At 72.3% G+C, this 13,229-nt stretch carries 12 protein-coding genes; 3 read left to right on the top strand and 9 right to left on the bottom strand.

The window, feature by feature from the left end; translation table 11 throughout:
• Positions 1 to 68 precede the first annotated feature (68 nt).
• From ACO1BR_RS05730 to ACO1BR_RS05715, 4 genes are all read right to left on the bottom strand, one after another.
• The gene (locus ACO1BR_RS05730) at positions 69 to 1,322 is read right to left on the bottom strand and encodes a hypothetical protein (RefSeq protein WP_426793894.1); all 1,254 of its coding nucleotides are present in this window, start codon (positions 1,320 to 1,322) and stop codon (positions 69 to 71) included.
• Positions 1,312 to 1,875, bottom strand: coding sequence for a DUF6114 domain-containing protein (locus ACO1BR_RS05725; protein WP_426793893.1), 564 nt, complete (start codon positions 1,873 to 1,875; stop codon positions 1,312 to 1,314). Before ACO1BR_RS05725 ends, ACO1BR_RS05730 begins: the two co-directional genes overlap by 11 nt.
• Before the next feature lie 236 nt (positions 1,876 to 2,111).
• On the bottom strand, positions 2,112 to 2,729 hold the full coding sequence (locus tag ACO1BR_RS05720) for a DUF6230 family protein (protein ID WP_189295694.1): 618 nt from the start codon (positions 2,727 to 2,729) through the stop codon (positions 2,112 to 2,114).
• Positions 2,730 to 3,373: 644 nt separating this feature from the next.
• A complete protein-coding gene (locus ACO1BR_RS05715; RefSeq protein WP_426793892.1) occupies positions 3,374 to 4,348 on the bottom strand; it encodes a tetratricopeptide repeat protein in 975 nt (324 codons plus the stop codon).
• Positions 4,349 to 4,730: 382 nt separating this feature from the next.
• On the opposite strand from ACO1BR_RS05715, the gene ACO1BR_RS05710 reads away from it, so the two are divergent.
• The gene (locus ACO1BR_RS05710; protein WP_426793891.1) at positions 4,731 to 5,366 is read left to right on the top strand and encodes a TetR/AcrR family transcriptional regulator; all 636 of its coding nucleotides are present in this window, start codon (positions 4,731 to 4,733) and stop codon (positions 5,364 to 5,366) included.
• 82 nt (positions 5,367 to 5,448) lie between these two features.
• Here ACO1BR_RS05710 and ACO1BR_RS05705 read toward each other — a convergent pair whose 3' ends face one another.
• Complete coding sequence (locus ACO1BR_RS05705; protein WP_426793890.1) at positions 5,449 to 6,507, bottom strand: GDP-mannose 4,6-dehydratase; 1,059 nt, start codon at positions 6,505 to 6,507, stop codon at positions 5,449 to 5,451.
• On the bottom strand, positions 6,504 to 7,712 hold the full coding sequence (locus tag ACO1BR_RS05700) for a UDP-N-acetylglucosamine--N-acetylmuramyl-(pentapeptide) pyrophosphoryl-undecaprenol N-acetylglucosamine transferase (RefSeq protein WP_426793889.1): 1,209 nt from the start codon (positions 7,710 to 7,712) through the stop codon (positions 6,504 to 6,506). The genes ACO1BR_RS05705 and ACO1BR_RS05700 overlap by 4 nt, the downstream gene beginning before the upstream one ends.
• Before the next feature lie 63 nt (positions 7,713 to 7,775).
• Between ACO1BR_RS05700 and ACO1BR_RS05695 the strand changes: the two genes are divergently transcribed.
• Both ACO1BR_RS05695 and ACO1BR_RS05690 read left to right on the top strand, forming a co-directional pair.
• The gene (locus tag ACO1BR_RS05695) at positions 7,776 to 8,531 is read left to right on the top strand and encodes a response regulator transcription factor (RefSeq protein WP_426793888.1); all 756 of its coding nucleotides are present in this window, start codon (positions 7,776 to 7,778) and stop codon (positions 8,529 to 8,531) included.
• Positions 8,528 to 9,925 carry a sensor histidine kinase gene (locus tag ACO1BR_RS05690; protein WP_426793887.1) on the top strand — a complete coding sequence of 466 codons (1,398 nt, stop codon included), beginning with the start codon at positions 8,528 to 8,530 and terminating at the stop codon, positions 9,923 to 9,925. Before ACO1BR_RS05695 ends, ACO1BR_RS05690 begins: the two co-directional genes overlap by 4 nt.
• 112 nt (positions 9,926 to 10,037) lie before the next feature.
• On the opposite strand, the gene ACO1BR_RS05685 is transcribed toward ACO1BR_RS05690, so the two are convergent.
• The 3 genes from ACO1BR_RS05685 to ACO1BR_RS05675 all read right to left on the bottom strand — a co-directional run bounded on the left by ACO1BR_RS05685 (position 10,038) and on the right by ACO1BR_RS05675 (position 13,004).
• Complete coding sequence (locus ACO1BR_RS05685) at positions 10,038 to 11,738, bottom strand: acyl-CoA mutase large subunit family protein (protein ID WP_159508014.1); 1,701 nt, start codon at positions 11,736 to 11,738, stop codon at positions 10,038 to 10,040.
• Positions 11,739 to 12,027: 289 nt separating this feature from the next.
• Positions 12,028 to 12,360, bottom strand: a complete 333-nt coding sequence (locus ACO1BR_RS05680; protein WP_426793886.1) for a DUF3817 domain-containing protein — start codon at positions 12,358 to 12,360, stop codon at positions 12,028 to 12,030.
• 134 nt (positions 12,361 to 12,494) lie between these two features.
• The gene (locus tag ACO1BR_RS05675) at positions 12,495 to 13,004 is read right to left on the bottom strand and encodes a MarR family winged helix-turn-helix transcriptional regulator (RefSeq protein ID WP_159508016.1); all 510 of its coding nucleotides are present in this window, start codon (positions 13,002 to 13,004) and stop codon (positions 12,495 to 12,497) included.
• Positions 13,005 to 13,229: the final 225 nt, after the last annotated feature.

Genomic DNA, 13,229 nt, shown 5'->3' with positions numbered 1-13,229 from the left:
CCCTTCGAGGGGGCGGCCCACCGCCGTTTCCGCGGCTCCCGGAAGATTCCGGCCGGGTGGATCCCCGGTCAGTTCTCGATGGACACGGCCATGCCCGGGACGTGCAGATTGCCGCCGAACTGGCCGGCCTGGTCGAGCTTGACCTTGCTGAAGTAGGCGTAGGGGACGTTGAGCGGCGGCGGGTGCTCCGGGTCGAAGACGATCGGGATCAGCCCGAAGAGGTTGCCCTGCAACCGCTCGGTGTACAGCGTCACCTTGCCACCGCGGATGGTGGACGTGGAGCCCGGCGTCGACCGCACGTGGTAGTGCTTGCCCGACGACGGGTCGTCGACGATCTGGTGCAGGTCGCCGATGTCGATGCTGTCCGCGGTGAACTTCAGGGCCTGCTTGACGTGGCCGCTCTGCGTCGTGACGTTGACGACGCCCTCGTAGTTCAGACCGCGTAGGGTCAGCCCGCTGGACTCCAGGTGCCAGGGGAGGTCCGGCAGGGTGACGGGCGTCTGCTCGTCCTTGCCCTTCTGCTTGTTCTCGACGACGCAGGGGTATGCCTGCTTGCCGCTGGAGTCCTTGCCGGTCAGCGCGCCGCCGGCCGCGTTGTCGGCGGTGCCCACCACGCCGTGCGTGGTGTCGTTGACCGCCTTCGACGGGTCCGTGAGCGCGTCCTTGACCGGCTTGGTGATCTCGTTCAGGCCGGGCCCGGAGTCCGCCGGCGACGCTGCCGGGGTGGACGGGGCCGGGGCCGGCGCCTTGGTGGCGGACGCGGACGGCGAGGGGCTCGGCGAGGCCGACGGCTGGGCGGTCTTGTGGACGCCGAAGATACCGCCGAGCGCATCACCGATACCGCCCAGCAGCCCGCCGTCGTCCTTCTTCGCCGAAGCCGACGGCGACGGCGTCGCGGAGCCCGAGGGCGCGTCGGTCTTCGGGGTGGCGGACGGTGTGGCGGCGGGCTTCGCCGCGGGCTTGCTCGCGGAGGGCGAGGGCGTCGCGGAGGGCGAGGCGGACGGCGAGGCGGTGCTCTTGCCGGCCGTACCGTCCTTGCTCTTCGCGTCGTCCTTGGACGCGGCGTTCTGCCCGGAGGTGTCCGGGGCGCTGACGCACGGACCGTCCTTGAAAGGGCTCTCCGGCGGCGCCGACTTGGCGATCGCCATCTGGGGCGTCAGCCCCATGCCCATGAGCACGGCGGACGGCATCGCGGCGATGGCGATGGCCTTGCCCGCGGGCACGTGCAGCCGAGTCAGCAGCGGCTTTCTGGGCGCGGCGTGCCTCGGCCCGGATCTCGCCCCGGCGGCTGCGTTCTCCTGGTGCAGCTCGTCACCCGGCACGGTGCCTCCCGTTCTCTCCGTTGGTCGGGCTCGTTCCTGACAGGTTGCCCAGTCCGTTGCCCAACGCGGGACCGCCGGCCGCCGGCGCGGGGTTCGTGGCGACGACCGGTCCGACGATGCGGTCCGGATCACCGGGCTCGTCCGCGCTCTGTTCGGGCTTGCCCGGCGCCCAGGAGACACCCAGCGCACCGCCGATCAGCCCCAGCAGGAAGCCGATCAGGAAGGCGCCGAAGTTCGAGACGACCAGGGAGACCAGGGAGAGCAGAATCGCCGCGACCCCCGCGAAGACCCGCGAGGCCGGCTGGAACCACATGGTCAGACCGAGCACCACCAGCAGCACGCCGATGATCAGCGAGCCGGCTCCGGCGGTGGTCGCCATGCGGACGGTCAGGGAACCGATGGTGAGGTTCGCATAGGGGATGTACATGATCGGGACACCGGCCAGCAGAGTCAGCAGGCCGCCCCAGAACGGGCGGTGTCCGCGCCATTCCCGGAACGCAAGCCGCTTCCGGCCGAGGATCTCGATCAGCCCTGATCGCGTTTCGGCGCTCATACACCAGCCTCCCTGCGGTCGGCGGGCCCGCCAAAGTCGTGCCGCGCGCGCCTGTTCTTGACTCTCCCCCGGCCTCCGGCCGGAAAGACCCCCGTGCTCCGCTCGCTCATGTCGTACGGCTCCTCGGACTGGCAAGTCGGTGGTTCTGTGGGTACTACCCGGCGCTGCCGGGCGTGCGGGTACGGGAAACGGCTCTCACCGTGCAGCTCCACCCCGCACCCGCACGCGTCAGCGCGTCAGTAGCACTCGTTCTTGCCCTTGGCGACGCTCATCTTCAGGCCGCTGAGCTTGAACGTGCCGGCCGTGGTGGCCCAGGCACGCTGCTGGACGTGGGTCAGGGTGGCCGAGTCGGCTTCCTGGGCGAAGGAGCCCGGGTCCGCCTTGTCGCCCTTGTGCATACCGGGACCCTTGGACGTCGAACCCGCGGCAACACCGATGTTGATGTTGTTGAAGGTCGCGTCCGCGCTGAGCTGGTCGAGGTCGATGTAGAGGTTCTTGGCCTCCACAGGCTGGCTGCCACCGCCGGCCTGGAGCTTCATCGACACGTCGCCGAAGACCGGGACCGGCACGACAACGGACTGGCACAGGTTGTGGATCTTGGCGTTCGAGAACCCCGAGACCGCCACCGGAACGTTCTTGCCACCCTTCTGGGTGTCAACCGCTCCGTACTGAACGAAGCCGGTGCCGTCCAGCCGGTCCGTGCTGACCTTGAACTGCTGGCCGGACACGCTGAACGACGCCGCGAGCGCACCCTGCGAGAGGGCCACGCCGATGGCGGCGGTGGCCGCCACGCTCGGCACCATGACGACGGCGAACCGCTTCCATCTGGTACCGCCACGAGCCAGGGACTCCATGACTTTCCTCCTTCTCGGACGTACATCTCCGGGACGCTCCGCCTCAGTTGAGACGGCCGTACCTGGGATGGGAGAAGTGCTACGTCCTCGGGAAGGAGAGCGCCTGTCCTCGGAGTCACAGCGTGTTTCCGAATACCGGCGATCACCCCCGAGCGACAACCACTGGCCACGCTCTCGCGCAACCTCACCGGACAGGCCCTGCCGGTTGGGGCAGAGACCCCCCTGTCCACGGTCGGCGCCACTGCCGCCGACCGACTCGGTGGGGACCCAAGTGCCCCGCGGCGCCGACCGGATGCCGGGCTGCGGGAATGGACCGAGCGTGGCCGATCGTCGTGCATTCCCGCCCGCCGCACAAGGCCCTCGTTACTTGCGGGTAACGGACCGATAACCACGCCGCGACGGACCGAGATCAACCAGGCACCGAGCGTCGCTGCTAACGACAAGAGGACATGAGGCAATTACCGACATAACGCCACAAGGCGGCTGCTTGGACTTACTCCAAGTAACAGCGGCCACGCTTACCAAGATTTGGTAAAACGTGGCCGCGGTTCCGTTTGCCGGACAGGCTCACGGGAGGTGCTGCAGGTTCGTACAGGTCAGAAGCGGGCAGGACGGAAGGAGCAGGTGAGTCGGGGCGGGTCGGCTCAGAACAGGACGCGCGCCAACGCGGTCCGCGCCTTGGTCACCCGGGGGTCGTCCGCGCCGATGACGTCGAACAGCTCCAGCAGCCGCACCCGCGCGGCCTCCCGGTCCTCGCCGGCGGTCCGCTTCACCGTCTCGACCAGCCGGCCGAAGGCGTCCTCGACATGGCCGCCCACCAGATCCAGGTCCGCGGCCCGGATCTGCGCCGCGACGTCGGAGGGGTGCTGCGCGGCGGCGGTGCGCACCTCCTGCGCGTCCAAGCCCTGCACCCGGGAGAGGAGTTCGGCCTGCGCGAGGCCGAGCTTGGCCTCCGGGTTGCCGGGGTCGTCGGAGAGGACGTTCTGGTAAGCGCGGATGGCGCCGCCCAGATCACCGGAGTCCAGCGCGTCGTTCGCCGCGGTCAGCGCCGCGTCGTACGGACCGGCCGGGGCCGGAGCCGGCGCCGCGGCAACCTGCTGCTCGGCCGCCTCGGGGTCGACGGGCGCGCCCACGATGCCGAACTGCTGCTCGGCGGCCTGCACCAGCTGGTCCAGCACCTGCCGGATCTGCGCCTCGGGGGCGGCCCCCTGGAACAACGGGATCGGCTGGCCCGCGATGACCGCGAACACCGCCGGGATGCCCTGCACCCCGAACTGCTGGAACAGCATCTGGTTGGCGTCGACGTCGATCTTGGCCAGCACGAACTTGCCGGCGTACTCCGCCGCGAGGCGCTCCAGCAGCGGACCCAGCTGCTTGCACGGCTCGCACCACTCGGCCCAGAAGTCGATGACGACCGGGACCTCGGTGGAACGCTGGAGGACGTCCTGCTGGAACCCCGCCTCGTCGACGTCGAACACCAGACGGGCGCCGCTCGCGGGCGCCGCGCCCGTACGGGCGGCCTCGGCACGGGCCTGCTCCGCCTTCTGCTTCGCTTCGCCGGCCGCCTTCACCGCTGCGAGATCGACGACTCCGCTCATGGACATGTTGCGTGGCTGCATGAGTCCATCCTCCCCCCTGCGCGGCCGGTTCCGGAAAGCGGTCCGCAGAACGCTCCGGAATTCGTCGTACACACCCTGGACCGGAGGTCGGGCCGATCCTGGCGGCGGGCTCCGTACCCGTCCGTACGCCCTGCCGGAATGCGGCGTGCGTTCGGGGACCGGTGCCCGGTCCGGTCCCGAGGAGGACCGGCGTTCGGCCCCGAGGGGCCGGTGTGCGCGGCCATGGGTCCCCACCCACGGCCAGTGGCTATCGCTCTTTCGCTACGGGTCGTAGCGTAACTCGGAGCCGCCCCCGCCCGGCAACCGGTTCCCCCACGCCACGGAGTGATCTCCCTCACGGTGCGCCCCGCCCGCCCTCTTACCCGCCGGTATGGTCGCCCGCATGCACCGCTCCCCCTGTCCCCGGAAAGGCCGCACGGGCCGCCCCCGCAGCGCCGAGACGGATCGCGCGATCCTCGACGCGACCCGTGCCGCGCTCGTCGACGTGGGCTGGGGGAAGCTCACCATGAGCGAGGTCGCGACGCGCGCCGGCGTGGCCAAGACGACCCTCTACCGCCGCTGGGCCAACAAGAACGAGCTGGTCGTGGACGCGGTCGCGGTCCTCTTCGACGAACTGGAACTCCCCGACCGCGGCTGCCTCCAGGCCGACATCGAGGGCGTGGTGCTCCAGTTCGGCGCGCTGCTCGCCCGGCCCGAGACCAAGACCGCGCTGATGGCGGTGGTCGCCGAGTCGACCACCGACGACGCGCTGCGCGAGCGCATCCGGTCGGCGATCGTCGACCGGCAGAAGCGGCTGGTGCTGCTCGGCCGGGAACGCGCCCAGCAGCGCGGCGAACTGCCGCCCGACGGCGCCGGGCCCGAGGGCGCGCTGGCCGCCACCCGGACCGTCGGGCTGATCTTCGACGTGATCGCCGGCGCGATCGTGCACCGCACCCTGGTCAGCGCCGAGCCGGTGGACGCCGCCTGGGCCCACCAGTTCTCGACGATGCTGCTGACCGGCCTCGGCGGACTGGGCTGAGTCGGCCGGGCGGACCGGACCGACCCGGCTGTCCGGGCCGGCGGGGCCGACCGGGCCGACGTACCGTCACCCGCCGGGTCGGTCAGACCTGGTAGCGCTCCGCCCGGAACAGGTGCAGATGGTCCGCGACCCACTCCGAGGTCCGCTCCAGCCCCTCCTTCAGCGGGACCTGCGGCTCCCATGAAGCCCACTGCCGCGCCCGGGAGTTGTCCGAAAGCAGCCGCTCCACCTCACTGCCCGACGGCCGCAGCCGCGTACGGTCCACCACCACCTCGGCGCTGCGCCCGGAGGCCGCGATCAGCGCCTCGGCCAGCGCCCCGATGGCGATCTCCCGGCCGCTGCCGAGGTTGACGACCTGCCCGAGCGCCCGGTCGCAGTCGGCCAGCGCCAGGAACCCGGCCGCGGTGTCCGTGACGTAGGTGAAGTCCCGGGTCGGGGTGAGCGAGCCGAGCTTGATCTGCCGGGCGCCGGAGTGGAGTTGGGCCAGGATCGTCGGGATCACGGCGCGCGCGGACTGCCGGGGGCCGTAGGTGTTGAAGGGGCGGACCACCGTCACCGGCAGCTCGAAGGCGTGCCAGTGCGACAGCGCCATCATGTCCGCGCCGATCTTCGAGGCGGAGTAGGGCGACTGCGGCTGGAGCGGGTGCTCCTCGCTGATCGGGGCGGTCCGCGCGGTCCCGTACACCTCGCTGGTGGAGGTGTGCACCAGCCGCCGCACACCATGCCGGCGGCACGCCTCGGCGATGTTCTCGGTGCCCACCACGTTGGTCTGCACATACGCGCCGGGCGAGTCGTAGCTGTACGGGATGCCGATCAGCGCGGCCAGGTGGAAGACGGTGTCGCAGCCCGCGACGGCGTCCATCACCCGGCCCGCGTCCCGGACGTCGCCGGCGATCATCTCGACCGGGCTGCCGGGCGCGAGGTAGCGGGCCAGATTGCCCTTCTCGGCATACGGCTTGTAGTGGACGAAGGCGCGCACCTCGGCGCCCGCCTCGACCAGCAGATCGACCAGTGTGGAGCCGATGAACCCCTCGGCCCCGGTGACCAGGACCCGGCGTCCGGCCCACTGCCGCGCGCTGCCGCCGGTGGTGGTGGTGGAGGTGGTGGCAGCGGGGGTCGTGGTGCTGCTGCTGGTGGTCATGCGGACTCCTTCAGGTTCAGGGGGTTGGGGTATCGGGTGGTGTGGCCGTCGTGGGTGGGGCCGTCGTGGGCCGGGTGGTACGGACGGCCGGCCAGCGCCAGGGTCTTGGCGGCCAACAGGTCGGCGGCGTGCGCATGGGTGCCGGGGTCGGCCGCCGCGGCCATCGCGGCGAGCCGGCCGGGGTCGTCGAGGAGCGGGGTGACCAGCCCGTCCAGCCGGTCCGCGGAGGTCTCCGCGTCGGACAGCAGCAGCGCCGCCCCGGCGTCCGAGAGCACCCGTGCGTTGTGCGTCTGGTGGTCTCCGGGCGCATGCGGATACGGGACCAGGACGGCGGGCATCCCGATGGTGGCCAGCTCCGCGACGGTCGCCGAACCGGCCCGGCAGACCACCAGGTCGGCCGCCGCGTACGCCAGATCCATCCGGTCCAGGTACGGCACCGCCTCGGCGACCGCGGACCCGCCGTTCGCCACGAGCCGCGCCCGGGTGTCGTCCAGCGCCGCCGGACCGGTCTTGATCAGCAGCCGCAGGTCCGCCCGCGACCGGTGGCGAGCCGCCAGGCCCACGGCGGCCTCGGTGAGCCGGGCGGCGCCCAGGCTGCCGCCGTTGAACAGCAGCAGCCGCGCGCTCTCCGGGATGCCCAGCGCCTGCCGGGCAGCCGGCCGCAGCGCCGCCCGGTCCAGTCCGGCCAGCGGACCGACCAGCGGCATGCCGACCGTCTCCGCCCGCTCGCCGCCGGCCAGATGGGGGCGGCTGCGGTCGAAGGCGAGGGCCAGGTGCGGGGTGAGCCGGGCGGCGAACCGGTTGGCCCGGCCCGGCACCGCGTTGGATTCGTGGATCAGGCTCGGCAGCCCGGCCATCCGGGCCCCGACGATCACCGGGGCGCTGGGATAGCCGCCCATGCCGACCGCGACCTGGGCGCGCTGCTCCTTGAGGATGGCCCGGCACTGGGCGCCGGACTTCAGCAGCGCGGCCGGCAGCAGAAAGCGCCGGGCGCCCAGCGACGGGTCGAAGGGGATCATGTCGACGGTGTGCAGCCGGTATCCGGCGTCCGGGATGAGCCGGGTCTCCAGCCCGCGTTCGGTGCCGACGAAGGAGATCACCGCGTCGGGCACGGCCCGGCGGAGGGCGTCGGCGAGGGCAAGTCCTGGATAAATGTGGCCGCCGGTGCCGCCCGCACCGATCACGACCGAGAGTGGTGTGCGCATGGCCGCCACGCTCACCCGCGGCCCTAAGAAGGTTCTAAGACGGGTGTTTGGGAGCCTGTAGCCATGCCCACTCCGCCACCGCCCGGATCCGCGCCCACCGCGTCCGGGAACTCCCCGTCCCCGTCCGCCGCCCCCAGGATCCTGGTCGTCGACGACGAACCGGAGGTCCGCGCCGCCGTGTCGGACGGACTCGCCGTCGAGGGCTACGCGGTACGCGGCGCCGCCGACGGCCTGGCCGCGCTCTCCGAGGTCGCCACCTGGCAGCCCGACGCCCTCGTCCTCGACGTGATGATGCCGGTACTGGACGGCCTGGCGGTCTGCCGCCGGTTGCGCGCCCTGGACGACCGCACCCCGATCCTCGTCCTGACCGCCCTGGACTCGGTCAGCGACCGGGTCGACGGCCTGGACGCAGGCGCCGACGACTACCTGGTCAAGCCGTTCGCCCTGGACGAGTTGATCGCCCGCGTCCGGGCCCTGCTGCGCCGGGCCGCGGCCCCCGCCGCCGAGGACACCCGGCTCTGCTACGACGACCTGGTCGTCGACCCCGTCACCCGTACCGGCCACCGCGGCGGCCGGCCGCTGGAGTTCAGCCGCACCGAGTACGCCCTGCTGGAACTGCTGCTGCTCCACCCCGGCCAGGTGCTGCCGCGCGAGGTGATCCTGGAGCGCGTCTGGGGCCGCGACTTCGGCCCGGACTCCAACTCCCTGGCCGTGTACGTCGGTTATCTGCGCCGGAAGCTGGAGGCGGGCGGCGAGCCCCGCCTGGTGCACACCGTGCACGGCGTCGGCTACCGCCTGGACCGGGCGGAGGGCGCATGACCGGCCGCCGCCGGCTGGGTGGGCGCTGGGTCCGCCGCCGACCGCTGCGCACCCGCCTGGCGCTGGCCGCCTCCGCGGCGGTGGCGCTGGTCGCGGTGGGCGTCTGCGCCGCCGCGTTCCTCGTCACCCGCCACCAGATGAACCGCCAGCTCAATCTCAGCCTGGGGCAGACGGCCACCCAGCAGCTCCAGCACATCCGCGGCTGGGGCCCGGTCGCGGGCGACGCCTCCTGCCAGTACCCGGCCGCCGCCTGCGTCCAGATCGTCCCCGCCGACCCCCGCAAGGACGCCCGCGGCCCGTACTCACTCCCGGTCTCGGCCGACACCCGCGAGGTGGCCGCCGGAACGCGCCCCGCCTACTACACCGACCTCACCGTCGCCGGGCACCCCGTCCGGATGTTCACCAGGCGCCTCCCGCACACGGACCTGGCGCTCCAGGTGGCACTCCGCTCCGACACCGTCGATCGCGGCGTCCGCCAGGCCGCCTGGGCCCTGTCCGCGGTCGGCGGCGCCGGCGTCCTGCTGGCCGCCGCCCTGGGCTACTGGGTCTCCCGTACGGGCCTGGCTCCCGTCGCCCGGCTCACCGCCACCGCGGAGCGCATCGCCGCCACCCGCGACGCCCGCCACCGCATCGAGCTGCCGGACGGCCCCGACACCCACGAGGACGAGATCACCCGGCTCGCCACCAGCTTCAACACCATGCTCGGCGAACTGGAGGAGTCCGTCACCGCCCGGCGCCGGCTGGTCGCCGACGCCTCCCACGAGCTGCGCACCCCACTGACCGCGCTCCGTACCAACGCCGAACTGCTCGCCCGCTCCGCCCGCCTGACGGACACTCAGCGGGATCGGGCGTCGGCCGCGCTGGGCCGCCAGCTGCGCGAGGTCACCACCCTCGTCAACGACCTCATCGAACTCGCCCGCGACGAGGAGCCCCGGCCCCTGGTCGAGCAGGTCCGCCCCGCCGCCCTCCTGGAGCACGCGGTGACCACGGCCCGCGAGCACTGGCCGGAGATCACCTTCACCTGCCGCACCGACCCCGCGGCGGCCGGGACGGCCCTCCCCGGCGTCCCGCAGCGCCTGAACCGGCTGCTGTCCAACCTCCTCGACAACGCCGCCAAGTTCTCCCCGCCCGGCGGCCCCGTGGAGGCCGAACTCACCGCCGTGCCGGGCGCGCTGGAGCTGACCGTCCGCGACCACGGCCCCGGTATCGCCCCCGAGGACCTGCCGCACGTCTTCGACCGCTTCTACCGCGCCCAGGCCGCCCGCGCCCTCCCCGGCTCGGGCCTCGGCCTGGCGATGGCCCGCCAGATCGCCCGCGCCCACGGCGCCGAGCTGACGGCGGAGCGGGCACCGGGCGGCGGGGCGCTCTTCCGGCTGCGGATGCCGACGGGGTGACGGGGGCGGCGCGGCGCGGGCGACACCGGCAGCCTGCGGCCCCGGCGGCGGGCCGCCTCAGAGGTGGACGGACACCGCCACGGCGCGGCCGCCGCGCCGGACCCGACTCCCGTCAGAACCCGGCCGGTTCGGTGTACACCCCCCACTCGTCGCGCAGCGCCCCGCAGATCTCGCCGAGCGTCGCCTCGGCCCGTACGGCCTCCAGCATCGGCTCGATCATGTTCGCCCCGCTGCGCGCGGCGGTCAGCATCGTCTTCAGCGCCGCCGCCACCCGGGCGTCGTCCCGGGCCGCCTTGCGCTCCGCCAGCATCCGCACCTGCTCACGCTCGACCTCGTGGCTGACCCGCAGGATCTCCAGGTCGCCGGTGACCGAGCCCTCGTGGCAGTTGACGCCGACGACCTTCTTCTCGCCCTTCTCCAGGGCCTGTTGGTACCGGAAGGCGGACTCGGCGATCTCGCCCGTGAACCAGCCGTCCTCGATGCCCCGCAGAATGCCGGAGGTCATCGGCCCGATCGGGTGCTGCCCGTCCGGCACGGCGCGCGCCCCGCGTTCCTTTATCTGCGCGAAGATCTTCTCCGCGTCCGCCTCGATGCGGTCGGTCAGCGCCTCGACGAACCACGAACCGCCCAGCGGATCGGCGACATTGGCGACCCCGATCTCCTCCATCAGCACCTGCTGCGTCCGGAGCGCGATCTCCGCAGCCTGCTCGCTGGGCAGCGCCAGCGTCTCGTCCAGGGCGTTGGTGTGCAGCGAGTTGGTGCCGCCGAGCACCGCGGCCAGCGCCTCCACCGCGGTCCGTACGACGTTGTTGTACGGCTGCTGGGCGGTCAGCGACACGCCCGCGGTCTGGGTGTGGAACCGCAGCCACTGCGCCTTCTCGCTGGAGGCGCCGTAGACGTCCCGCATCCAGCGGGCCCAGATCCGGCGCGCGGCGCGGAACTTGGCGATCTCCTCGAAGAAGTCCAGATGGGCGTCGAAGAAGAAGGACAGACCGGGCGCGAACCTGTCGACGTCCAGGCCGCGGGAGAGGCCCAGCTCGACGTACCCGAAGCCGTCGGCCAGGGTGTACGCCAGCTCCTGGGCGGCCGTCGCGCCGGCCTCCCGGATGTGGTAGCCGGAGACGGACAGCGGCTTGTAGGCGGGGATGCCGTGCGCGCAGTGCTCCATCAGGTCGCCGATCAGCCGCAGATGCGGCTCCGGCTGGAACAGCCACTCCTTCTGCGCGATGTACTCCTTGAAGATGTCCGTCTGGAGCGTGCCGTTCAGCACCGCCGGGTCGACGCCCTGCCGTTCGGCGGCGACGAGATACATGCAGAAGACCGGCACGGCGGGCCCGCTGATCGTCATGGACGTCGTGACGTCGCCCAGCGGGATGTCCTTGAACAGGACCTCCATGTCGGCCGCCGAGTCGATGGCCACGCCGCAGTGGCCGACCTCGCCGAGCGAGCGCGGGTCGTCGGAGTCCCGTCCCATCAGGGTCGGCATGTCGAACGCGACGGAGAGGCCGCCGCCGCCGGCGTCGAGGATCATCTTGTACCGCTCGTTGGTCTGCTCGGCGTTGCCGAAGCCGGCGAACTGGCGGATGGTCCAGGTGCGACCCCGGTAGCCGGTCGGATACAGCCCGCGCGTGAAGGGGTACTCGCCCGGCCACCCGATCCGCTCGAACCCCTCGACCGGATCGCCGGGCCGCGGCCCGTACACCGGCTCGACGGGATCGCCCGAGAGCGTGCTGAAGTCCGCATCGCGCTTCCGGGCGGAGTCGTACCGGGCCTGCCAGCGGCGGCGGCCCTCTTCGATCGCGTCAGCGTCCATACCGTCGAATTTACTAGGACGTCCTAGTACCTGTCGATGGCTGGCGACCCGGATTCGGGGTCGGGGAGGGTCCCCTAGGGGGTGCGCGGGCCCCCGGACCGGGCCCTGCCCCGGGCCTGAACAGCGCAAACGCGCCCCTCCGGGAACGGGAGAGGCGCGTGGGGAACATGCCGGATCCACCGGCCGCGGCCGGGAGCCATTCGGCCGCACCGGCTCAGGCTCCAGCCCCGGCTCCGCGAGCGGGGCCGGTGGGCGGCGCGGCGGGCGCCCGCCGGCCGGGGCGGACCCGTCAGACCTTGACCGGCTCCGGCGCGGCGTCCGCCAGCAGCGGCTGGACCTCGCGGACGACCGTGCGCTCGACGAAGAACGCGGCGGTGGGGATCGTGCCGGACACCAGCACCCACAGCAGCTTCGCGAACGGCCAGCGCGCCTTGGAGCCCAGGTCGAAGGCGAAGACCAGGTAGATGATGTAAAGCACGCCGTGGATCTGGGCGACGACGAGGGTCAGGTCCTTGCCCATCCCGAAGCCGTACTTGAAAACCATGCAGGCGCAGAGCACGAGCAGCATCACGGCGGTGACGTAGGCCATCACCCGGTAGCGGGTCAGCACGCTGGATTTCATGCCCCTGAGCGTAACGACCCGTTCCGGGGCGATCTTCGCCACCCCCCGCCCGGTGGGAAAGCCGCAGACAGACCCGTCACGGCCGCGGATCGGCGGCCGGTGCGCTCGGGTCGGGGCCACGGCCCGGCACCCGTTCACTCCTCGGAGAAGTCCGCCGCCGCCACCCGCAGCGGGCGCAGCATCGCGAAGATCTCCGCGCACTCCTCCGCGTCGTACACCCCGAGCCCGAAGTCCATCGCCATCAGGTCGCGGGTGGCCGCGTCGCACACCTCGCGCCCCTTGTCCGTGATGGACGCCAGGGTGCCCCGCCCGTCGTTCGGGTTCGGGCGCTTGGCGACCAGGCCGGACTTCACCAGCCGGTCGACGGTGTTGGTGACCGAGGTGGGGTGCACCATCAGCCGCTCGCCGATCTTCGACATCGGCAGCTCGCCCGCCTTGGAGAAGGTCAGCAGCACCAGTGCCTCGTAGCGCGCGAAGGTCAGCCCGTACGGCTTGACCACCGCGTCGACCTCCGAGAGCAGGATCTGCTGGGCCCGCATGATGGACGTGATCGCGGCCATCGAGGGGACGGATCCCCAGCGCTGCTGCCACAGTTCGTCGGCGCGGGCAATGGGGTCGAAAGCAAGGCTGAGCGGCTTCGGCACGTCTCCGACCCTACCCGGCGGTCACATGGTGGGCGGCCCTGTCTCAGTTTTCGGTCTCATGCGGTGGGCCCCGGCTTCCGGGAGTGGGCCCCGGCCCACGCGGACCCGGTGTGCCGGGGGCCGTACGGACGCGGGGGCCGTTACGCACACGGGGGCCTTACGGACGCGGGGCCCCCTCCGCACACGTGGTTCAGGGGGCGGTGCGGGCGCGTGCCGCACCGGGGG

Source organism: Streptomyces sp. YGL11-2 (assembly GCF_050054615.1).
Classification (GTDB): Bacteria; Actinomycetota; Actinomycetes; order Streptomycetales; family Streptomycetaceae; genus Streptomyces.
This window is presented reverse-complemented; position numbering and strand designations above follow the sequence as displayed.